Raw genomic sequence first — 21,811 nt, forward strand, 5'->3', positions numbered from 1 at the left:
AGCGCCATGTCATTGACGAAGGCTCCTTTTGTTTTGGTGACCTTGCGCAATTGCCGGTGATAGCCTTCGATGGTGTTGGTCGTATAGATCACCCGGCGTACGTGCTCCGGGTAATCGAAGAAGGTGGAGAGCTTATCCCAGTTGGTCTGCCACGAGTTCACCACCAGCGGATACTGCTTTGTCCATTTGCCTGCAAAGGCTTCCAGGGCGCTCTCCCCAACACTTCGGTTCACGGCCCCATACACCGCCTTCAGCTCCTTTAGAACAGCACGCTGGTCTTTAGAAGCTACATATTTGGCGGAGTTGCGCAACTGGTGGACGATGCAGCTCTGCACGTCGCAATACGGATACACCGTCCTGATGGCATCGTCAAATCCGCTCAGGTTATCGATACAGGCAATCAGCACGTCCTCTACCCCGCGGCTCTTCAGGTCTGTAAGGACCGAGAGCCAGAAGCGCGCTCCTTCCGACCCGCTCACGTAGCAGCCCAATACCTCCTTGTGGCCCGAGGGAAGGATGCCCAGTATATTATACAGGCAGCGCGTCACCACCTTACCGGACTCCTCGTCCCGCACTTTATAGTACATGGCATCCAGCCACATAATGGGATAGACGGGGTCCAGGGGCCGGCTCTGCCAGGCCTTCACCGCAGGAACCACCCGGTCGGTGATCTCGGATAAGACCGTGTGGGAGATCTCGGTGCCGTACATCTCTTCGATATGCCGCGAGATATCCCGAAGCGACATCCCCAGCCCGTACAAACCCAGAATCTTTTCCTCGAGGTTATCGGCCAGAATGGTTTGCCGCTTTTTGACCAGGTCCGGCTCAAAGGAACCCAGGCGGTCGCGGGGCGTGGATAGTTCGATAGTGCCGGCGGCGGTTCGAAGCTGCTTACGGGAAAAACCGTTGCGCCGGTTCGCCTCCCCTTCTAAATACGGCTGTTCTTCCTTCAAATGCGCGGCGAGTTCCCCTTCCAGGGCAGCTTCCAGCAACTGCTGCAGCAAAGGCCCCAGGGCGCCCTCCTTGCCAAAAACCGCCTTCCCGCTCATAAACTGATCCAGGGCCTGCTGGCGAACTTCCGGATCAAGGCCGGACAACAAATCCTTCTTTTCCTTTTTCATAAACTGTTTTAAAGATGAGAAATCGTCTCAACCTGACACAGTTTAGTTTACACTCTCCTGGAAACAGTTTTCCAGCACCAGAACGAAATCGGCTTGCGCCCACTTCAATATGCAACTTCTGTAAGGTGGAAGCCCGCCGCGTAACGGAGGAGCTTGCCCGCCCGGCTAACGCCAGTCGGACGGGCTTCACTTCGTTCGCAATGACGGGCATCCGCCCGTCGCCATCCGGCTACCGAAACCTATCAAAACCCTCAAAACCTTTTCTTCCGACTTCCGACTTCCGACTTCCGACTTACTGGACCACTTTCCCCTGCATGTGCTTGAGGAAGTCGTGTACTTCGTTCATGGTGCGCATCGGCTCGGCCACGAGGAGGAACACGCGGCCCACCTGCTTCAGGCGGGCTTTGTTGGTGCCGGTTTGCAGGAAGTCGAGGATGCGCTTGAAGAGGTCGCTTTCGAAGTAGGGCGAGTCGGGGCGGTTGATGAAATAGCACTTGAGCGACGAATCGCGCAGCAGGAGCTTTTCGAAGCCGAGGCTTACCGCCAGCTTGCGCACCCGCACCGTCATGAAGAGGTCCTGCACCTGCGGCGGGATGGGCCCGAAGCGGTCGCGGAACTCCTCCTCCATCGCCACGAGTTCTTCCTCGTTCTCACAGTTGTCGAGGCGCGAGTAGAGGGCGAGGCGCTCGGTGATGCTTTCCACGTACGAGTCGGGGATGAGAATCTCCTGGTCGGTGTCGATGGTGCAGTCCTGCACGTAGTCGTCCTGCTTCGTGATCTCGTCCTTAAACAGGTCTTTGAACTCGGTGCGCTTCAGCTCGCGGATTGCTTCCTCCAAAATCTTCTGGTAGGTTTCGAATCCGATCTCGGCCATGAAGCCGGTCTGCTCGCCGCCCAGCAGGTTGCCTGCGCCGCGGATGTCGAGGTCGCGCATGGCGATCTGGAAGCCCGAGCCGAGGTCGGAGTGCTGTTCGAGGGTCTGCAGGCGCTTGCGGCTGTCGGTGGGCAGCGTGCTCATCGGCGGGGCCAGCAGGTAGGCAAAGGCTTTTTTATTGGAACGCCCGACGCGGCCGCGCAGCTGGTGCAGGTCGGAGAGGCCGAACTGGTGGGCGTTGTTGATGATAATGGTGTTCACGTTGGGGATGTCCACGCCGCTCTCCACGATGTTGGTGCACACGAGCACGTCGTACTTGCGCTCGATGAAATCCATGATGCGCTCTTCGAGCTCGTGGCCTTCGAGCTGGCCGTGGGCCCAGCCGATGCTCAGGTCGGGACAAAGCCCCTTGATGTGGGCGGCCATTTCGGCGAGCCCCTGGATGCGGTTGTGGATGAAGAACACCTGCCCACCCCTTTCGGTTTCGAAGTAGATGGCCTCGCGGATAAAGTCTTCCTGGAATACGCGCACCTCGGTCTGGATCGGCTGGCGGTTCGGCGGCGGCGTGTTGATGATGCTCAGGTCGCGGGCGCCCATGAGCGAGAACTGCAGCGTGCGCGGGATGGGTGTGGCCGTCAGTGTGAGGGCGTCGATGTTGGTGCGGAGGGTCTTGATCTTTTCCTTGTGCGCCACGCCGAACTTCTGCTCCTCGTCGATCACGAGGAGGCCGAGGTTCTTGAAGGTGACGTCCTTGCTCAGGATGGCGTGCGTCCCCACGAGGATGTCGATCTTGCCTTCCTCGAGGCGCTTCAGTGTTTCCTTTTTTTCCTTCGCGGTCTTGAAGCGGTTGATGTAATCGACCGTCACGGGAAAATCCTTGAGGCGCTCGCTGAACGTTTTAAAGTGTTGAAACGCCAGGATCGTGGTAGGCACCAGGATGGCGGCCTGGCGGCCGTCCACCACCGCCTTGAAAGCGGCGCGCACGGCGATCTCGGTCTTACCGAAGCCTACGTCGCCGCACACGAGGCGGTCCATCGGCGACGAGGATTCCATGTCCTTCTTCACGTCGGCCGTGGCCTTGCTCTGGTCGGGCGTGTCTTCGTAAATAAAGGAGGCCTCGAGCTCGGTGGTGAGGTAGTTGTCGGGACTGTGCGCGAAGCCCACCTGCGCCTTTCGTTGCGCGTATAGTTTGATGAGGTCGAAGGCGATCTCCTTCACCTTCGTCTTCGTCTTTTCTTTCAGCTTCGACCACACATCCGAACCCAGCTTGTTCACCTTGGGCACGGAGCCTTCCTTGCCGGTGAACTTGGCGATCTTGTGCAGCGAGTTGATGTTGACGTAGAGGATGTCGTTGTCGCGGTAAATGATGCGCACCGCTTCCTGCAGCTTGCCGTTCACATCGAGCTTTTGCAGGCCGCTATACACGCCCACGCCGTGGTCGATGTGCGTCACGTAGTCGCCGGGTTGCAGCTCGCGCAGCGTGCGGAGGGTAAGGGCCTTGTTCTTGTTGTAGGCCTGCTTGACCTTGTATTTGTGGTAGCGCTGGAAGATCTGGTGGTCGGTGTAGCACACGATCTTCAGGTCTTCGTCGATGAAGCCTTCGTGGATCGACACCGCCTGCGGCTGGAACTGGATCTCCTCGTTGAGATCTTTGAAAATGGTAAAGAGGCGTTCCAGCTGCCGCGGGTTTTCGGCAAAGAGGTTCAGCGTGAAGTTCGCCTTTTCCCAGGCCTTCAGGTCTTTGATCAGGAGGTCGAACTGGCGGTTGAAGGCGGGCTGCTCTTTCGTATGAAATTCCACTTCCTTGTCGATGCGGCTCTCGGGCCGCTGTGGACCGAAGTGGACCAGGTGGCGGCGCTCCAGCTCGTCGCGGAAGGATTGCGGGCTGATGAAATCGGCGGCCGTCACTTCGCGCTTCTCGAGGCTTTCGTCCTCTTCTTCCTTGTCGGTCTTTCCGGCACGGAGCTCCAGGAACAGGCCCAGGTCTTCTTCGGCTGTCAGCAGGTGCTCGTGGGTCAGCTCTTCGTCCTGCATCCACACCACCGTGTTTTCAGGGAGAAATTCCAGGAGCGACACTTTCTGTTCGTCGGTGAACTGCGTTTCCACGTTGGGGATGATGGACACCTGGAGCAGGCGCCGCTCGGAGAGTTGCGTTTCGGGGTCGATGATGCGGATGGAGTCGATGTCGTTGCCGAACAGCTCCACGCGGTAGGGCTTTTCGTTGCCGAACGAATAGATGTCGAGGATGCCCCCGCGCACGGCAAACTGGCCGGGCTCGTATACGAAGTCGGTGCGCTCGAAGCCGTAGCTGACGAGCTTTTCGAAGAGCTCGTCGGGCTGGATGACGTCGTTGGTCTTGAGGTGGATGACCGACTCGGACACCGCGCGCGACACTACTACCTTTTCAAACAGCGCCTCGGGGTAGGTCACCAGCGTGCCGGCGCGGTGGCCGGCGGCGGCGGCGAACTTCATCAGCGCCTCCGTGCGCAGCATCACGTGCGAGGAGTTGAGCAGCCGGTAGTTCTTGCGGTTCTTGAACGACGAGGGGAAATAGTAGATGTTGAGGGCGTCGGTGAGGCTTTCCAGGGTGTTGTGAAAATAGGCCGCGTCTTCGGCATCGTTGCAGATCACCAGGTGGTTGAGGCTGCTGCAGGAGGGGTGAAGAAACAACGATGCGGCGACGAATTGCGTGCTGCTGCCGCGCAGGTTGCGGAGCAGGAAACGCTGCGCACCGGACGCGGTGAGCCCGTCCACCAATGAAAAAACCTGGGGGGTATTCTGGTACGCCTTGAGCAGATCGGCTACAGTCATGAAGGGGCAAAAGTACTGACGGGACAGGTTTGGGAGCCAGGAGTTTGCAGTTTACAGTTTCCAGTTTGTTGGTGACGGCTGAAGGGGCGTCTGAATGCAAAAGTCCCGGTCTACCAGACCGGGACTTCTATTCTGTCGTCGCTTGCGCAACTGTAAACCGTAAACTATTGACTGCAAACTTTTGACTATCGAACCACCTGCTGCACAAAAACTTCCCCCCGCTCGCCGGTAATGCGAACGATGTAGGCGCCGCGGGCCCAGCTGGAAGTGGGCAGCTGCGCGGTGGCGTAGGCGCGGGTTTCGCGGTGCACGAGGCCGCCGCGGGTGTCGTATACTTCGATGGTCATGCGACGCACGTTGTTGAGGGTGCCGGGCACGATGGTGAGCCGGTCGTTGGCCGCCGAGATGTAGCGGATGAAGTCGCGCGTGGCGGTCACGTTGGATACGCCGGTGGCTTCGGTGAGCACGGTGGTCCAGAGGCCGCGGCCGTGCGTGGCGGCGACCACCAGGCGATCGGAGGCGCGGTATTTCAGCATATACACGGGCGTGACGGGGAAGTTGGCATAGGGAGCCCACTGGGTAGCAGTGCCGTTGAGGGAGGTCGTGAACCACACGCCGAGGTCGGTGCCGATCATCATGCCGCCGGCGCCGTTGCCGGCTCCGTTGGGCTCAATGCGTGCGGGCACGAACAGGGCCCAGTATACCGGCATGTCGGGCAGGTTTCCTTCCACGCTGGTCCAGGCGCCGCCGCTGTTGGTCGTTTCAAAGATGCTCACCACACCGAAGTTCGACAGGGTCACCACGAGGTGGGCCGGGTTGGCCGGGTCGATGTCGATGGAAGAGATCGCTGCACCGGGGGTAGCCGGGGTGATCACCGCGTTGACCGACACGAATGGTGTCGTGGCGTTGGCGTTCGTCAGTTTCAGCAACTGCGGCTTGTTGGCGGTGCCCGAGGTAGTGCCGAAAGAGCAGCCAAGCCATACGGTGTTGGTGCCCGAAGCGTCTACGCGCACGGCGGTGATCTCGCGGCTGCCCATCGCGGTAACGGAGCGTACAGCGCGGCCCGGTGTGGCGGCGAGGTTGCTTACTACGGTCATCTTACCGGCGTCGTCGCCGGCGTAGAGCACCTTGGCGTTATCGTCGAGATCCGAAGGGTTGATGAACTGGCCGGTAGCCGAGGTATTGCCCGTCAGGGCCTGGAAGGTAGAGCCGTTGATGGAGCGGTAGTAGGAATTGCCCACGTAGGCGGCGATCTTGAGGTTGCCGTCGGTCTGGTCGATGTGGGGAATACCGCCGTCGCCACCCACCACGGGTGTGGTCACGTTCAACCCGGCCGTGGTAAAGCGCTGCGTATTGTTGTCCTGCGCGCCGGCCAGGAAGTAGTTGGGATCGGTGGGGTGGAAATCGGCCCCATAGAATTGCGTGGCGTTGAACGTGTTGTTCTTGTTCTCGAAGAAGGGCGACGCTTCGTTGACGTTGTTGGCCACGAAGATGCCCCCGTCGTTGCCTACGATGAGGCGGCTGGACGTGGTGAACAGCAGCAGGTGCTGGTCTACGTGAATACCGGTGGAGATGGTGCTCCAGGTTTGGCCGCCGTCGGTGCTGCGGCACACGTTGGCGCCGCCGGCTACGACGATGTCGGGGTTGTTGGGATCCACGGCGGAGGTCAGGTTGTACCAGTTCTGCGACACGGCGCCGTTGTTCACACCCACGGGCGCATTGACGGTGGTCCAGGACTGTCCGCCGTTATCGGAGCGGAGCACTTCGGTCACCTGCGAGGTCACGCTGTCCTGCGGAAATACATAAAGGCGGTTCGGGTCGGAAGGAGAAATGCTGAGCTCGCAGCGGTTGGTGGCTGCGGCGAAGGGAGGGGTTACGTCCACCCAAGTGCCGGCGGTACCGATAGCAGCACCGTTGGAGGCGGCCGACTTGATGACCATACCGGGGCTGAAGATGCCCAGGGTAGCGTATACGTCGCCATTCGACGCCACTTCGAGATCGGCGGCGCGGCCGGTGCGGTAGTTCAGGTTGGTAAAGGGAAGACCGGCCACCTGTGCCCAGGTAATACCACCGTCGGCGGAGCGCATGATACCGCGCAGGGCCGTCAGGTTGTTGCGCAGCGACACGTAGAGGTTGCCGTTGTTGTCCTGCACCAGGTCCTGGCAGTATTCAAAATCGGTGGTGGAAGGCAGCACGCTCCAGGAGAGGCCACCGTCGGTCGACTTGAAGATACCGGCGCCCTTCTGGGCGTCGATGTTGAACCAGCCTTCGCCCGTGCCGGCGTAGATGACGGCGGGGTTGCTGCGGTCCTGCACCAGGCAGGTCACGGCAGGGTTGTAGAGGCCGGCCGTCACGGGCGTCCAGCTCACGGGTGCGTTGAGGAAGTTGGTGCAGCGGAAGAGGCCGCCGCTGACGGATGCCGCCAGCACGGTGTTGCCGGAAGCGTCGGCGCGGTCTACGAGGATCGCGCGGGTGCGGCCACCGACGTTGCTCGGGCCGCGCTCCTGCCAGGGCAGGGTGGCGGTGCGCCCGTTGGCGATGAGGGAGCGGCGGGCAGCGTCGGCCTGGGCCAGGCGACCCGTGGGAATGGCATTCAGCTGGGGGTCGCGCAGCATCATAAATTGCTGGCGCTTGGCGAGCTCCATTCCGTCCTGCTCGAGGCGTTCCTCTTGTTCTTCGAGGCCTTCGGCACGATAGGCGGCATAGCCGAACCAGGCGGCAGTGCAAAGGCCTGCGACGACGCCGGCCTTGATCAGGGATTTCATGGTTGACATATCAGGATAAGCAGTTCAAATGTGTTCGGTGGGAAAAAGTTTGTCTCGGAAATAATTAGGATATGGTTAGTAAACTCTCAAATTTACAGAATATCACAGCGTAAACCCCCTCTCCCATGCGGAATATTTTCACGCTCTTGCTGCTCCTGGCCGCTTTTGGCGGCAGTGCCCAGACGAACCGGTCGGTGTTGCTCTATGGCTATGCGCGCCCTTCCCACCCGGGAATTGTGCCCGCCAACCGCAAGAACGCCACGCTGATGGACTACCAGGTCTACCTCGCCCGGCCGGCCGGTGCCTTTCGCCTAACGGAGGTGCGCATCGGCGGCAAGCGCTACGACTTCCGCAGCGAGCGGGTGACGGCGCCCGTGCTTTCGGTGAACCGCAACCTGCCCGAAGCCCCCCGTACCGACACCCTCGTACCGCCTACTACCCGGATCGTGGAGCGCATATACCTGCCCGCGGGGCCCGTTCGCCCCGGCGCGGGTGCGCTGCAGGTGCGTTATACGTGGAAGGGAAAGACCTATACACGGGTGCTGAAAAACTGGAAGGAGCTGGAACCGATCATGAATGAATAAAGAAATAAAGTCGGAAGTGCGAAGTCGGAAGCTGTTGGAGCAAAGGCCGGTTGTCGGAGATTGACCATACTTCCGACTTCCCGCTTCGGCCTTGAGTAGTTAAATAAAAAGAGGGCCGATAAGAATACCAGCCCTTTTAACCTAAACCGTCCGACAAAAAGTATGTTGAGTTAAACTCTTCTTTGTTTGTAACGTGCGCAGTATCAATGTTTTCATTTCAAACGCGCTACGTGTATATAATTTTCAAGCTCTATGCCAATATCTGCTAGTGCCGGGATTAACGACGGAAAACAGTGGCTTTAACGCATTTTTGTAGCTATTAACCAAAAGACGGAACCTATGCTGCAGCCCTGGCGAAAAGGATACGTGACCCGCATCGAACAGGAAACATGGAATACGCGCCGCTTTTGGGTAAAAGTGCCCGAAGTGGAACAATTCCACTTTTTGCCTGGGCAATTTGTTACCCTTGATCTCCCCATCCACGAAAAGCCCAACCGTCGCTGGCGCAGCTATTCGATCGCTTCGTGGCCCGACGAGGGCAACGAATTCGAATTGCTCATCGTGCACCTGGAGGGCGGCGCCGGCACGGGCTACCTTTTTCACGAGGTGACGATCGGCAGCGAGCTGACCCTCCGCGGCCCGCAGGGCGTGTTCACGCTGCCCGCCGAACTCGACAAGGACCTCTACTTTATCTGCACCGGCACCGGCATCGCGCCGTTTCGCAGTATGCTCCACCATATCGAGCGCCACAACATCCCGCACCAGGGCCTCCACCTCATCTTTGGCACCCGCGCCCAAAGCGACCTCCTGTATTACGAGGAGCTGCGCGCCCTGGAAGAGCGTCTCCCCGACTTCCATTTTCACCCCACCCTCTCCCGCGAAAAGTGGGACGGCTGCTGCGGCTACGTGCACGCCATCTACGAAGAGCGCGTCGACTTCAACTTCAAGCGCCTCGGCGAGCTGCCCCCTGCCCGCTTTTACCTCTGCGGCTGGAAGGCCATGGTGGATGAAGCCAAAGAACGCATCCTCAAGCTCGGCTACGACAAGAAGGATGTGACGCTGGAGTTGTACGGCTGAGAAAGTTTGTCGTTGGTAGTTTGTGGTTTGTAGTTATTTCGCGCCTGAGAAAACCACAACCTAAAAACTGTTCATGTTCCTCCTCCTGAAAATCATCCTGTTGTTTTTTCGCCCGCTCATCTGGGTGGTCATCCTGCTGCTCTGGGCCTGGTTTACCAAAAAGCCGCACTGGAAGCGCCGCCTTTTCGGCGCGGGGCTGATTACACTGCTCTTCTTTTCCAACCCGGCCATCATCAACGCCCTGTACCGCGCTTACGAGCCGGACCCGGTGGCGATGGAAAAGACCGGGCAGTATACCGCCGGCATCGTGTTGGGCGGCTTCGTGAATTACAACCTGCGTGATGATGCAGGCTACTTCAATGCCGCTTCCGACCGCTTTATCCAGGCGGCCCTGCTGTACAAGACCGGCCACCTGCGCAAGCTCATCATCCCTGCCGGCAACGGTTACCTCGTGAAGCACGGTTTCCAGGAAGCAGCCTGGGCCAAAGAGCGACTTGTGCAGCTGGGCATCCCGGAGGGCGACATCTACACCGACGTGCGCTCCCGCAACACCCTCGAGAATGCACAGAACACTAAAAAGATCATCGACTCGCTGCACCTGCCCGGCCCCTTCCTGCTTATCTCTTCGGCGTCGCACCTGCCGCGGGCCCGCCCCGTATTTGAAAAGCAGGGCATCCCCGTTACCATTTTCCCCTGCGATTTCGTGTCGCGCGGTGTAGGCAACAACGTCGTTGAAGACTACATCCTGCCGCAGGCCACCGCGCTGAAAAACTGGGATGCCCTCATCAAGGAATGGCTCGGTGTTTTGACCTATAAGATCACCGGAAAAGGATAGCACGCAGATCGCATGCATCACGCAGCTAAGAAAAGCCCATCGCTTTGCGATGGGCTTTCTGTTTGTAGCAAATTATTTGATCCGCGTTATCTGGGTGCGGCCTTAGGCCATTGCCAGGAGCACAATATTTTTGACCTCGCTCATCGGCACCCGCTCCTGCTTCATGCTGTCGCGGTGACGAATGGTGACGGTGCCGTCCTCTTTCGTCTGGTGGTCGATGGTCACGCAGAAGGGCGTACCGATGGCATCCATGCGGCGGTAGCGTTTGCCGATGGTGTCTTTTTCTTCGTAAAAGCATTTGAACGAGGAGCGGCAATCGCTCATGAGTTGCTGCGCGATTTCGGGCAGGCCGTCCTTCTTCACCAGCGGCAGCACGGCCAGCTTGATGGGGGCCAGCTTAGCCGGGAACTTCAGCACCACGCGGCTGTCTTTTTTCTCCTCCGTGCTCAGGTCCTGCTCTTCGTAGGCCTCGCTCAGCACCAGCATCACCGTGCGATCCACACCGATGGAGGTTTCGATCACGTAAGGAATATAGTTGCCGTAGGGTTTGCCGGTGGCGGGGTCGATGTCGTTGTCGAAGTACTGCATCTTCTTTTTGCTGTACTCCTGGTGGTTGCGCAGGTCGAAGTCGGTGCGCGAGTGAATGCCTTCCACTTCCTTGAAACCGATGGGGAAATTGTATTCGATATCGCAGGCGGCGTCGGCGTAGTGGGCCAGCTTCACGTGGTCGTGGAAGCGGTATTGATCGGGCGCGATGCCGAGGCCAAGGTGCCAGTTGAGGCGCTCCGTTTTCCAGTACTCGTACCACTCCTTCTGGGTGCCGGGACGGATGAAGAACTGCATCTCCATCTGTTCGAATTCACGCATGCGGAAGATGAACTGGCGCGCCACGATCTCGTTGCGGAAGGCCTTGCCGATCTGCGCGATGCCGAAGGGGATCTTCATGCGGCCCGTCTTCTGCACGTTGAGGAAGTTGACGAAAATACCCTGCGCCGTTTCGGGACGCAGGTAGATGGTGTTGTCGCCCTCGTCGGAAGTGGCGCCGAACTCGGTGGAGAACATCAGGTTGAACTGGCGCACGTCTGTCCAGTTGACGGTGCCGCTCACCGAGCAGGCGATCTTATAGCTTTCAATGAGGTGCTTAAGCCCGGCGAAGTCGGAAGCCTCGGTCAGCTGGTCGAGTTGCTGCTGCAGCTGTTCCGCCTGCTCCTTCTGGCCGGCATTGTCAAATTCCTCGATCTTGGCTTCGATGAGGTGATCCACGCGGTAGCGCTTCTTGGAATCCTTGTTGTCGATCATCGGGTCGGAGAAGTTGTCTACGTGGCCCGATGCCTTCCAGGTGGTGGGATGCATGAAGATGGCGGCGTCGATCCCCACAATATTCTCATACATGCGGGTCATCGAGTTCCACCAATGGTCCTTGATGTTCTTTTTCAGTTCCGCGCCCCACTGACCGTAGTCGTATACCGCGGCAAGTCCGTCGTAGATCTCGGAGGAGGGAAAAATAAAGCCGTATTCCTTGCAATGGGCGATGATCGCCTGGAACTTGTTGCTGTCCGTTGCCATAGGGCGCAAAGATAAAGGGCCCTATCCCCCGAAGGGGGTACTTTATGTGGAAAATCTTTGCGGGCACGATCCGGCAACAGGCCGGAACAAGCGAAACCGGTTGCGCCATGGCTGCCCCCTTGGAAGGACAGGCGGCACAACAAAGGGCCCTCGCGGGCCCTCCACCGGGAAGCGGCTTTCACCGTTTCTCGTTACCGGTTCTTCATAATAATGCTTAGGTGCGGCCCCTGCGGAGGAGGCTGCTGATGGCAGCGATGGAGGCCACCAGCACCGCCTTGACCGGACCTACGTTGGTGCCTTTGCGCACCGGGTCGGCATGGGCCAGCTGCGGGTCGCGCGGGCCGTTGACGCCGCTGAGCGCCAGCTGCGGGTATTGCCGCGTGCGCCAGGGCTGCTGCGGGTCGGCGGGCACCAGCGGCTCGGTCTGCGGCTGCTTTTTCGGCTCGGCCGATGCCACGATGGCGCCTTCCATCGGCACCGCGTAGTGGTTGGGCTGGATACCGGGACCATAGCTGACGAGGTAATTCTTGGTAAACTCGGCACCGAAGTACAGGATAAAGGCCGAGTAATAGATCCACAGGAGCAGCACGATCAGCGAGCCCGCGGACCCGTAGGTGGAGCCGACATTGCTTTTGTTGATGTACAGTCCGATCAGGAATTTACCGATAAGGAACAGCACGGCCGTAGCGCCGGCACCGATCCACACGTCCTTCCACTTGATCTTCGCATCCGGCAGCACCTTGAAGATACCCGCGAAGAGCGCGGTGGTCACCGCCAGCGTCAGCACGAGGTTGATGATGTAAAAGAGCACCACGCTGGCATCGGGGAAGCGGGCCATGAGGCGGCTGCCGAGACCTTCCACGACTGCCGTAGCCGTCAGCGACACCAGCAGCAGGAAGCCGAGGGTGGCCACGAGGCCGAACGACATGAGGCGGCTTTTGATCACAGCCTTCATACCCGCCTTAGGGGCGACCTTGAGGCCCCAGATGCCGTTGATGGAATCCTGCATTTCTCCAAACATGGAGGTGGCACCCACCAGCAGCGCCACGATGCCGATCACCAGCGACAGCGGCCCCTTGCCGCTCAACGAGGCGTTCTGGATCATCTCCTCGATCTGCTTGGCCGACTCGGCGCCAACAATGCCTTTGATCTGCCCGAAGAGCTGCCCGGAAACAGCCTCCTGGCCAAGGAAGATGCCACAGAGGGAAATGATCACAATGAGGATCGGCGCCAGCGAAAAAATGGTATAGTAGGCGAGCGAAGCGCTCAGCTTGGGTACTTTATCTTCGGAAAAGCCTTTGAAGGATTGCTTCAACAGGGGCCAGACCGACTTCCACGAGAATTTCTTGTTCATTCCTGTTGGGGGTTTTGCGGAGTCAGTCCAAAAAAGCGGCCAGAATGGCCGCAGAAAACGATCCGGCGCCGCGGCCCACTTGAAAAGCCGGCAAAAAAGCCGCCGCTGTCTCCATTTCCCCGTTGCTTTTACCCCTGCCTCAACGGCCCGCGTGTTCGGTTGCGCATTCCTGCAACAAAAAACCGTATAAGTACGCAGCAAAAAGCGTAAGTCTGCGCAGGCCGGTGGCGGGCAGTCGGAGTAGTTTAGCCCTCCGTCAGCCGGTGCTGACATTTCGCCACCAAAACACACATTTATGAACCATCGCCTCTTTCTGGCCGCGGCCGGCCTCCTGCTGCTTGCGAGCTGCACGAGCGCCGACACGAGAACGCCCGTTGCCAACAGCACTTCGATCCGGCCCGTTGAACTCCCCGACCCCGGCATCCCCGATTACCATTACCCCGAACCGGAAGCCACGCTCAACACCTGGATCGACAACAACGACTCCGCCCGCATCATCGGGCACGCCTGGGGCCTGTGGGCGTCCCTCACCGACACTACGAGCCAGCGCTTCAACAACGAGCAGCTGCGGGTATTCGAAACCTGGATGACCACCGAGCAGATGCTCCAGGCGCAGGAAGGCGCCGACGTGGCCCAGCTGCAGGCCAGCAGCAACTTTGCCCGCAGGCTGCAGGTGCCCCACCAGTTTGAGCACGCGCGTAACGCCCGCCAGCGCGCCCACCTCATCGACCCCACCGACAGCGCCCAGATCCTGGGCTTTGTAAAATACAACCCGGTGGCGGCCGATTTTACCATCCGCAACCACCTGAAGCGGCAGGCCACTCTCGACTCGCTGCTCGCCGGCGGCGCTGCCGGCGTACCCGACTTCCCGAATGCGTCGATGGCCGTCAAGCCGGTGTTCCAGGTGCTGACGAAAGACAACCTGAACAAGGACGGGCTGTATGTGCTCAAGGTTTGGAACGGGCCGCCGGCCACCGCGGTGGCGTATGCTGCCAACCTGTGGCCCGACAGTGTGTTCGTGGACCCGAGCAACCAGCGTGGCCACGGCCACGGCGGTGTGATCGGCGGCGATGGAAAGGCAACCCCGGAGAACACCTATAACGCCAGCGACTTCATCCACTTTTCGCTCGACGAAGCCACCGCCGCACATTTCCGCGGCAACTTCAAGGGGCTGCGCCAGGCAAAGGCCGGCGACGTGGCGATCCTGCTGGCCATGCACGTTACGAGCCGCGAGACCAAGCGCTGGACCTGGCAAACCTACTGGTGGGCGCCGGACCCCGACAACCCGCCGCTGCCCAGCACGAAGCGCATCGCCGACAGCCGGCCGGAGCAGCTGAAAGGCACGCCGCGCCACTACGCGATGTCGATGGCTTATACGTTCCTGCTGCCCAACCAGCCGTTCACGGGCGGCAACAACAGCGGCACTTCCATCTATTCCTACAATCCCTACCTGGAAGCGGGTTTCGACTCCTCGGTGCTGAGCAACGTGCCCACCTCGGTGGTGGTGACCAACGGGCAGGCGGTGACCAATGTGGTGGGTGTTCGCAGCAATTGTATGAGCTGCCACGCCCAGGCCAACTACAACCAGAATGTGGCCACGGCGCCAAACTATACCGGGGATACCTATATAGATATGGACGGAAAGGCCTTCCGCAACACCCTCAAACTCGATTTTCTCTGGTCGCTCACCGACACGCTGGTGCCCGACGCCGGGAAATCAAAAACCGCGCTGCGGCATTAACCGCACCCGCAACCGAAAAGGGCCGTCCACCGGGGCGGCCCTTTCTTTTTCACTTAAGTAGCTCAAAAACAAGGCATTAAAACGACTATCAACCGGTTGGACCGTTTTAGTTTACCTTGTTAAGGCTATCCAACCACTGCAAAATGGTCGCGGGCATCGTAGAAATACGTACGTATTAACCGGCATGTGCCGACACGTGTAACCCCGTAGCGCTTCGCTACATTTGTTCAACGATCCAACGAAGGACAGCCCAACCTGCGAAAATCGCCGCCAACACTCATCTTAAAACCAAAGCACATGCAAACAGCATCGCGCCCGCGACCGGCTAATCGCCCGAGAACGCGGCATTTGAATCGTCCCGGCATCTCCTGGGCTTTTCTGCTCTTCCTGATCCTGAGCCCGGCGGCGCGCCTGCTGGCGCAAACGGGAACGGCAAACGGCACCTACGACTTCTCCGCGCTGGGGGCTGCCGAAAGTGGTGGTCCCGGGCTTAAAACCCAGCAGGACAAGTTCCTGGTAAGTACCATCTTCGCCCAGTTCAATTCCCGGATGTACGCCAACAATGCGACCGCGGGCGCATCACAGTCGGTAGTACTGAAAGCCAACAACAGCGTGATCAAGACTTTTACGCTGAAGGACATGAGCTTCCAGAACGCGGGAGCAACCAATTATTCACTCAGCGTCTTCACGATCACCATGAAGGATTTTGGGGGCAACACCATTGCTACGCACTCGCTTGCCTCCAACGCATCGCTCAACACATCGACCACTGGCGCAGTGAATATGTCCAGCTTCCCCTTTTCCGTTGCCTGGCCCGTTAGCGGCTACAACAACGTTAATTCGGTGGAGATTACCTTTCAATATTTTCAGACAAACGTCCGTCCGAACAATATGGATTGGGTGAACTGGACCCTCGCCAACCTTTCCAATACGACCCCATCGGGTGTTTCTGTAGGCAGCATTTCCGGATCACCGTTTTGCGCTGGCGCCACCGTCAGCGTCCCCTACACTGCTACCGGCATCAACGCCGGCAACACCTATACGGCGCAGCTTTCTGACGCCAGCGGCTCCTTCGCCTCGCCTACCAGCATCGGCACAGCTGCGGGCAATGCGTCTTCGGGCACCATTTCGGCCGTTATTCCCACCGGAACCACCTCCGGCACGGGCTACCGCATCCGCATTGTTGCGAACGATCCGAGCGTCACTTCGTCGGACAACGGCTCCAACCTGACCATCAATCCGAAGCCGTCGGCTGCGATCACGGCATTTACCAATATTTCCTGCTTTGGCGGCAACAACGGATCGCTAACCGTGACCGCCAGCGGCGGCACGGCCGGCTACACCTATTCCTGGTCGCCCTCGGGTGGCACCGGCAGCACCGCCTCCAACCTGTCGGCCGGCAGCTACACTGTGACGGTTTCCGATACAAAGGGCTGCCAGGCTACCGCCTCGCAAACCCTGACCCAGCCGGCTTCGGCACTCAGCGCCAGCGCCGCAGTGACCAACGTCTCCTGCTTCGGCGGCTCCAACGCCTCCATTGACATTACGGTTACGGGCGGCACGTCACCGTATACCTACAACTGGGGCAGCGGCGTTACTTCGGAAGACCGTTCCGGCCTTGTTGCCGGCACCTACGGTGTAACCGTTACCGACAACAAGGGCTGCTCGTTCACCCTATTCCCCATCAATGTGACCCAGCCTTCCGCTGCCGTTTCGGGCAGTACGGTGGTCACCAATGTGGCCTGCTTCGGCGGTAACACGGGTGCCATTAACCTCACGCCCACCGGTGGCAACGGCGGCTACACGTTCCTGTGGAACAACGGCGCGACTACCGAAGACCGCACGTTTCTTACGGCCGGCACCTATTCGGTTACCATCACCGACTCGAAAGGCTGCACGGGCGCTGTGAACAACATCACGGTCAGCCAGCCCACTTCGGGCGTTTCCGGCACTACGGTTGTTACCAACGTGGCTTGCTTCGGCGGGAATACAGGTGCGATCAACCTGACACCTACCGGCGGCACAGCAGGCTATACCTTTATGTGGAATGGCGGTGCTACAACGGAAGACCGCACGGGTCTTACGGCAGGCAATTACTCGGTCACCATCACCGACGCCAACGGGTGCCAGGGAACGGTGGGCACCATTACGGTTTCGCAGCCCACAGCACCTGTATCGGGTACGACTGTGGTGACGAACATTGCCTGCTTTGGCGGAAACACCGGCGCCATCAACCTCACGCCTACGGGCGGCACGCCGGGCTACACCTACCTCTGGAATAACGGCAGCACGACCACGGAAGACCGCACGGGTCTTACGGCCGGCACCTACTCGGTAACGATCACCGACAACAACGGGTGCACGGGTACCGTGAGCAACATCTCCGTTTCACAGCCTGCCGCACCGGTATCGGGTGTATCGGTGGTCACCAACGTTGCCTGCTTCGGCGGGAACACCGGTGCCATTAACCTTACTCCCATCGGTGGCACGGGACCGTATACATTCCTTTGGAATAGCGGTGCTACCACGGAGGACCGCACCAGCCTTACCGCGGGTTCTTATTCGGTAACGATCACCGACAATAACGGCTGCACCGGCACGGTGAGCAATATTGCGGTCAGTCAGCCCACTGCACCCGTTTCGGGCACAACAGTGGTTACGAACGTGGCCTGCTTCGGTGGAAATACCGGTGCGATCAACCTGACCCCTGCCGGCGGAACGGGACCGTATACGTTCCTCTGGAATAACGGTGCAACCACGGAAGACCGCACGGGTCTCAGCACCGGTAATTACTCGGTGACCATTACCGACAACAACGGATGCCAGTCGACGGTTTCCAACATCAGCGTCGGTCAGCCTTCCGACCCGCTTTCGGCATCTACCGTGGTTACGAATATCGCCTGCTTCGGCGGCAACACGGGTGCCATCAACCTGACGCCTTCCGGCGGTACGTCTCCCTATACGTTCCTCTGGAACAACGGCACTACCACCACCGAAGACCGCACTGGCCTCAGCGCCGGAACATATAGTGTGACCATCACCGACAACAACGGCTGCCAGGCTACGATCAACAACATCAGCGTCAGCCAGCCGGCGGCCGCCCTTTCGGGCTCGACCGTTGTTACGAACAACGCCTGCTTCGGTGGTTCCACCGGCGCCATCAACCTCACGCCTGCGGGCGGCACGTCCCCCTACACATTCCTCTGGAATAACGGATCAACGAGCGAAGACCGCAATGGTCTTGCTGCGGGTACCTATTCGGTAACCATCGCGGACGCGAATGGCTGCCAGGCAACCATCAGCAACATTTCAGTGGGCCAGCCTTCGGCCGCTGTATCCGGATCGACGATCCTTACGAACCCCACCTGCAACGGTGCTATTGACGGCACGATCGACCTGACACCTGCCGGTGGTGTGCCGGGCTACACCTACAACTGGAGCGATGGCCCGACGACCCAGGACCGCACCGGTCTGGGAGCCGGCACCTATTCGGTAACCATTACCGATGCCAACAGTTGCCAGGCAACCATCAGCAACATCACGCTTACCGACCCGGCGCTGCCCACCGTGAACGCCGTGGCCAGCCAGGTTGTTTGCGCCGATCAAACTACTTCGGCCATCACTTTTGGAGGAACAGCTGCTTCGTACACCTGGGCCAACAACAACAACAGCATCGGCCTGCCGGCTTCCGGCAGCGGCGACATCGGCAGCTTTAGCGCTACCAACGGCGGCTCCACGGCCATCGTGGCCACGATCACTGTGACGCCGATGAACGGCGCCTGCTCCGGTGCGGCCACTTCCTTTACCATTACGGTCAACCCGGCTCCGTCGGCTACGATCGCCTATACGGCTACGCCCTACTTCACGGGCTCGGGCACGGCTGCCGTAACCCAGAGCGGTACGACGGGCGGCACGTATTCCTCGACTACAGGAATCGCCCTGGATCCCGCCACCGGCACCATCGACCTGGCTGCGTCCACCCCGGGCACCTATACGGTGACCTACACAGTGGCTGCCGCAGGTGGTTGCGACCTGTATACCACCACGACCACGGTTAACCTGGTCAATCCCTTCTCGGCCACGATCGTGTACAACGGCTCCCCCTATTGCGACGCTACCGGCATTGCTTCGGTAACCCGCACCGGCACCACGGGCGGCACGTACTCCGCTTCGCCGGCCGGCCTGTCGATCAACGCCACTACCGGCGACATCAACCTGGCTGCGTCTGCGCCCGGCACCTACACCGTGCGCTACGGCACCACGCCGACCGACTTCACCACTACCCAGGTGGCCATCCGCCCCTCGGTTTTTGTGAATGCGCAACCCAACCCGGTGGTCTGTAACGGCAGCACCGTAGGTCCCATCCTGTTCACGGGCGCCCCGGGCCTTACCTTCTCCTGGACGGCCGGCAACCCGAACACCGGCATCCCGGCGTCGGGCACGGGCAATATCGCCGCCTTCACCGCTACCAACAACGGCAACACCGCCACACAATCCTATGTGTACGTAGAAGCCAATGGTGGCACGGGTTGCAGTCCGCACAACATGATCTTCCGCATCACGGTCAACCCCACGCCGGTGATCGGCGCGGTGGCCGACCAGACACTGTGCGCCGGCACCCCCACGAATGCCGTGAACTTCACGAGCACGGTGGCCGGCACTACGATCAGCTGGACGAACAGCAACAGCAGCATCGGCCTCCAGGCATCGGGCACGGGCAACATCCCGTCGTTCAACGCCACGAACAACACCGGTGTGCTGCAAACAGCGACCATCAGCACCAGTGCGATCGCTGACGGCTGCAGCAGCTCGCCCACCAGCTTTACCATCGCTGTATCGCCTTCGGCAGGCAGCATCTCGTACCCGCAGTCCACGTACTGCCAGTATGCGTGGGCTTATGTGCGCCGCACCGGTTCCACCGGCGGCAGCTACAGTGCCTCGCCCGCAGGCCTCGCCCTCAACAGCAGCGACGGCTCGATCAACCTCGGCGCCTCTACGCCCGGCACCTACACCGTTACCTACACGGTAGGCGCTTCGGGTGGCTGCAGCGGCACCGCCTCCACTACGCTCACCATCAACCCGCAATCCTTCGTGGACAACCTGCCCAACCAGTTGTATTGCAATGGTGTAGCGACCGCGCCGATCGCCTTTACGGGCAACGCCACGAGCTACACCTGGACCAACAACAACACCTCGATCGGCCTCGCCGCATCGGGTTCGGGAACGGCACTGCCCTCGTTTACGACGGTGAATGCCGGCCCCGGTGTACAGTACGCCAACGTGCGGGTAACGCCCCAGGGCAACGGCTCCAGCAACTGCCCCGGCCGCGGCTTTACCTTCCGCATCGCGGTGAATTACTGCGGCCCCATCGCCCAAAGCGGTGGCACGGGTGGCAACGACGGCACGCTCCGCACGGCGCTGAGCCAGGACTTTGAAGTAGGTCCCAACCCGGCCCGCAGCAACGTAGTGCTTCGCTACAGCGGCGCCGAGCAAGGTCCCTTCACGGTGCAGTTGCTGTCGCAATACGGCCAGCCCATCGGACGGGTGTTCTCCTTCACCGGCACCACCTACACCCTCGACCTTTCCGACGTGACGCCCGGCGCCTACTCGCTCCAGGTAACGCATGTGAAGAGTGGCGTGGTATTCAACAAGCAGGTGATCAAGCTCTAGACCACCCTATCCCCTAACCCCTTCCCGGGAAGGAAGAGGAATAGAAAAGCCCCCCGCCACAGCGGGGGGCTTTTTGTTTGCATTCCGAATGCCTAACTTGTCCGCAATGAAGACAACGCCTTTGGATATCCTGTGGTTCGAAGGGCGGCAGCTGCCGCTAATGGAGGCGCTGCTGGAGCCTTTTTTCAACAAGCATCCCCAACTGCGGCCGCCCGGAGCCGGGCGCAGCTATTGGGCCAGCTTCGAGATCGCCGAGGACGAGCTGCGTGTGCGCGATGTGGAGGTTGCCGACCCGCGCAACCTGCGCACGGGCCGCCGCTCGGTGCTGGCAGGCCTCTTCGAATCAGCCGACGACGCCGTGCTGCGCTGGTTCAGCGGGTTGCTGCTGCTGGAGCAGGACAAACAGTATTTTGTACTGGAGATCCGCCGCGGACGCTTGCGGGCGAAGCGGCGCTACGATGCCGCCGGGCTTGCCCGGTTTGAGCAGGAGCAATTCGAATATTTCTGCCTTACCGAAGATTACGATGCCCTGCGGGCGGCGGCGCAAAAAGAATTTGAACTGAAGGAACAGGAAGCGCGGCGCAAAGACGAAGGACGCGGCTACCGCTCTTTCGACGAGGCCGCTTTCCGGCAAGGGCTGCGGACCACGATCCTGCGCCAATCGAAAGAATTGCTGGCCGACTAAAGGGAGCCCGGAGGCGGCCGCAGGGCCGCACCCGCCAGCACCGCCTGCAGGTCGGCGGCGAAGGCCTCCCCCACCGGGATCACCTGGCGCGCCACCGTCACCTGCGTGCGCTCTACCTTATCGATCTTGGACAAGGCCACCGCGTAAGAACGATGTACCCGTACAAAGCGTCCTGCGGGAAGAGCAGAAAGCGCTTCGCTCATATTGCTCCGCGAAAGAAGATTACGCCCCGGCAGCACGTAGGTCACGTAATTGCCGGATGACTCCAGGTAGAGAATATCGTCTACTTCCACTTTCACCTGCTCATAGCCCGTCTTGATGAACACGTGCTCCACTGCCGTTTCGGGGCTGCGGCGGAAGCGAAACAGCTCGTAGGCCTTGCTGCAGCCTTTCATGAAGCGGGCCAGCGAAAACGGCTTCAGCAGGTAGTCCACCGCATCCATTTCGAAAGACGCGGCCGCGTGTTCGGCATAGGCCGTGGTGTAGATCAGCAACGGCTTGCGCGGCAGGCTCTGGAAGAATTCGATCCCCGAGATGTCGGGCATCTTGATGTCGAGAAACAGCAGGTCCACCGGCTCGCGCTGCAGGTATTCGAGGGCCTTGAATGCGTCGGTAAAAGTGGCCTTCAGGTCCAGGAAAGGCACGCGGGCTGACAGCGCGCACACGATATCGAGGGCAAGGCGCTCGTCGTCGACGGCGATGGCTTTCATCAGTGGCTGCTGCATACC

At 60.0% G+C, this 21,811-nt stretch carries 12 protein-coding genes; 6 read left to right on the forward strand and 6 right to left on the reverse strand.

The annotated features are described in order from the left end of the window. The 3 genes from E0486_RS16765 to E0486_RS16775 all read right to left on the reverse strand — a co-directional run. Nucleotides 1-1,121, reverse strand: a 1,121-nt coding sequence (locus E0486_RS16765; RefSeq protein ID WP_131853707.1) for an IS256 family transposase, incomplete at its 3' end; no start/stop codon positions are given. A gap of 292 nt (nt 1,122-1,413) precedes the next feature. Continuing rightward, nucleotides 1,414-4,806 (reverse strand): transcription-repair coupling factor, encoded by a 3,393-nt coding sequence (gene mfd / locus E0486_RS16770; RefSeq protein WP_131853911.1) that lies wholly within the window; start codon nt 4,804-4,806, stop codon nt 1,414-1,416. Between the two features lie 185 nt (nt 4,807-4,991). Then, nucleotides 4,992-7,571 (reverse strand): T9SS type A sorting domain-containing protein, encoded by a 2,580-nt coding sequence (locus E0486_RS16775; protein WP_165917387.1) that lies wholly within the window; start codon nt 7,569-7,571, stop codon nt 4,992-4,994. Between the two features lie 125 nt (nt 7,572-7,696). On the opposite strand from E0486_RS16775, the gene E0486_RS16780 reads away from it, so the two are divergent. The 3 genes from E0486_RS16780 to E0486_RS16790 all read left to right on the forward strand — a co-directional run bounded on the left by E0486_RS16780 (nt 7,697) and on the right by E0486_RS16790 (nt 10,067). Next, complete coding sequence (locus E0486_RS16780; RefSeq protein WP_131853915.1) at nt 7,697-8,155, forward strand: hypothetical protein; 459 nt, start codon at nt 7,697-7,699, stop codon at nt 8,153-8,155. A gap of 339 nt (nt 8,156-8,494) precedes the next feature. Continuing rightward, nucleotides 8,495-9,232 (forward strand): ferredoxin--NADP reductase, encoded by a 738-nt coding sequence (locus E0486_RS16785; protein WP_131853917.1) that lies wholly within the window; start codon nt 8,495-8,497, stop codon nt 9,230-9,232. Nucleotides 9,233-9,305: 73 nt separating this feature from the next. Beyond that, nucleotides 9,306-10,067, forward strand: coding sequence for a YdcF family protein (locus E0486_RS16790; protein WP_131853919.1), 762 nt, complete (start codon nt 9,306-9,308; stop codon nt 10,065-10,067). Between the two features lie 102 nt (nt 10,068-10,169). Here the strand turns inward: E0486_RS16790 and E0486_RS16795 are convergent, their stop codons facing one another. After that, entirely contained in the window at nt 10,170-11,633 is a 1,464-nt protein-coding gene (locus E0486_RS16795; protein WP_131853922.1) for a glycine--tRNA ligase, read from the reverse strand. Nucleotides 11,634-11,847: 214 nt separating this feature from the next. Beyond that, a complete protein-coding gene (locus E0486_RS16800; RefSeq protein WP_131853924.1) occupies nt 11,848-12,987 on the reverse strand; it encodes a YihY/virulence factor BrkB family protein in 1,140 nt (379 codons plus the stop codon). Between the two features lie 295 nt (nt 12,988-13,282). Here E0486_RS16800 and E0486_RS16805 point away from each other — a divergent pair, with 295 nt between their 5' ends. The 3 genes from E0486_RS16805 to E0486_RS16815 all read left to right on the forward strand — a co-directional run bounded on the left by E0486_RS16805 (nt 13,283) and on the right by E0486_RS16815 (nt 21,083). Continuing rightward, complete coding sequence (locus tag E0486_RS16805) at nt 13,283-14,728, forward strand: hypothetical protein (protein WP_131853926.1); 1,446 nt, start codon at nt 13,283-13,285, stop codon at nt 14,726-14,728. Between the two features lie 348 nt (nt 14,729-15,076). Then, nucleotides 15,077-20,398 (forward strand): beta strand repeat-containing protein, encoded by a 5,322-nt coding sequence (locus tag E0486_RS16810; RefSeq protein ID WP_165917388.1) that lies wholly within the window; start codon nt 15,077-15,079, stop codon nt 20,396-20,398. Nucleotides 20,399-20,504: 106 nt separating this feature from the next. Next, nucleotides 20,505-21,083 (forward strand): hypothetical protein, encoded by a 579-nt coding sequence (locus E0486_RS16815; RefSeq protein WP_131853930.1) that lies wholly within the window; start codon nt 20,505-20,507, stop codon nt 21,081-21,083. Here the strand turns inward: E0486_RS16815 and E0486_RS16820 are convergent. After that, nucleotides 21,080-21,808, reverse strand: coding sequence for a LytR/AlgR family response regulator transcription factor (locus E0486_RS16820; protein ID WP_243697469.1), 729 nt, complete (start codon nt 21,806-21,808; stop codon nt 21,080-21,082). The two genes, E0486_RS16815 and E0486_RS16820, sit on opposite strands and share 4 nt — an antisense overlap. Nucleotides 21,809-21,811 lie beyond the last annotated feature (3 nt).

It is taken from the genome of Flaviaesturariibacter aridisoli, assembly GCF_004343705.1.
Lineage (GTDB): Bacteria > Bacteroidota > Bacteroidia > Chitinophagales > Chitinophagaceae > Flavisolibacter > Flavisolibacter aridisoli.

Coding starts and splice junctions, on each gene's coding strand:
- E0486_RS16775 (WP_165917387.1), bottom strand. CDS start 7,571: ATGAAATCCCTGATCAAGGCCGGCGTCGTCGCAGGCCTTTGCACTGCC.
- E0486_RS16795 (WP_131853922.1), bottom strand. CDS start 11,633: ATGGCAACGGACAGCAACAAGTTCCAGGCGATCATCGCCCATTGCAAG.
- E0486_RS16780 (WP_131853915.1), top strand. CDS start 7,697: ATGCGGAATATTTTCACGCTCTTGCTGCTCCTGGCCGCTTTTGGCGGC.
- E0486_RS16785 (WP_131853917.1), top strand. CDS start 8,495: ATGCTGCAGCCCTGGCGAAAAGGATACGTGACCCGCATCGAACAGGAA.
- E0486_RS16790 (WP_131853919.1), top strand. CDS start 9,306: ATGTTCCTCCTCCTGAAAATCATCCTGTTGTTTTTTCGCCCGCTCATC.
- mfd (WP_131853911.1), bottom strand. CDS start 4,806: ATGACTGTAGCCGATCTGCTCAAGGCGTACCAGAATACCCCCCAGGTT.
- E0486_RS16815 (WP_131853930.1), top strand. CDS start 20,505: ATGAAGACAACGCCTTTGGATATCCTGTGGTTCGAAGGGCGGCAGCTG.
- E0486_RS16805 (WP_131853926.1), top strand. CDS start 13,283: ATGAACCATCGCCTCTTTCTGGCCGCGGCCGGCCTCCTGCTGCTTGCG.
- E0486_RS16800 (WP_131853924.1), bottom strand. CDS start 12,987: ATGAACAAGAAATTCTCGTGGAAGTCGGTCTGGCCCCTGTTGAAGCAA.
- E0486_RS16820 (WP_243697469.1), bottom strand. CDS start 21,808: ATGCAGCAGCCACTGATGAAAGCCATCGCCGTCGACGACGAGCGCCTT.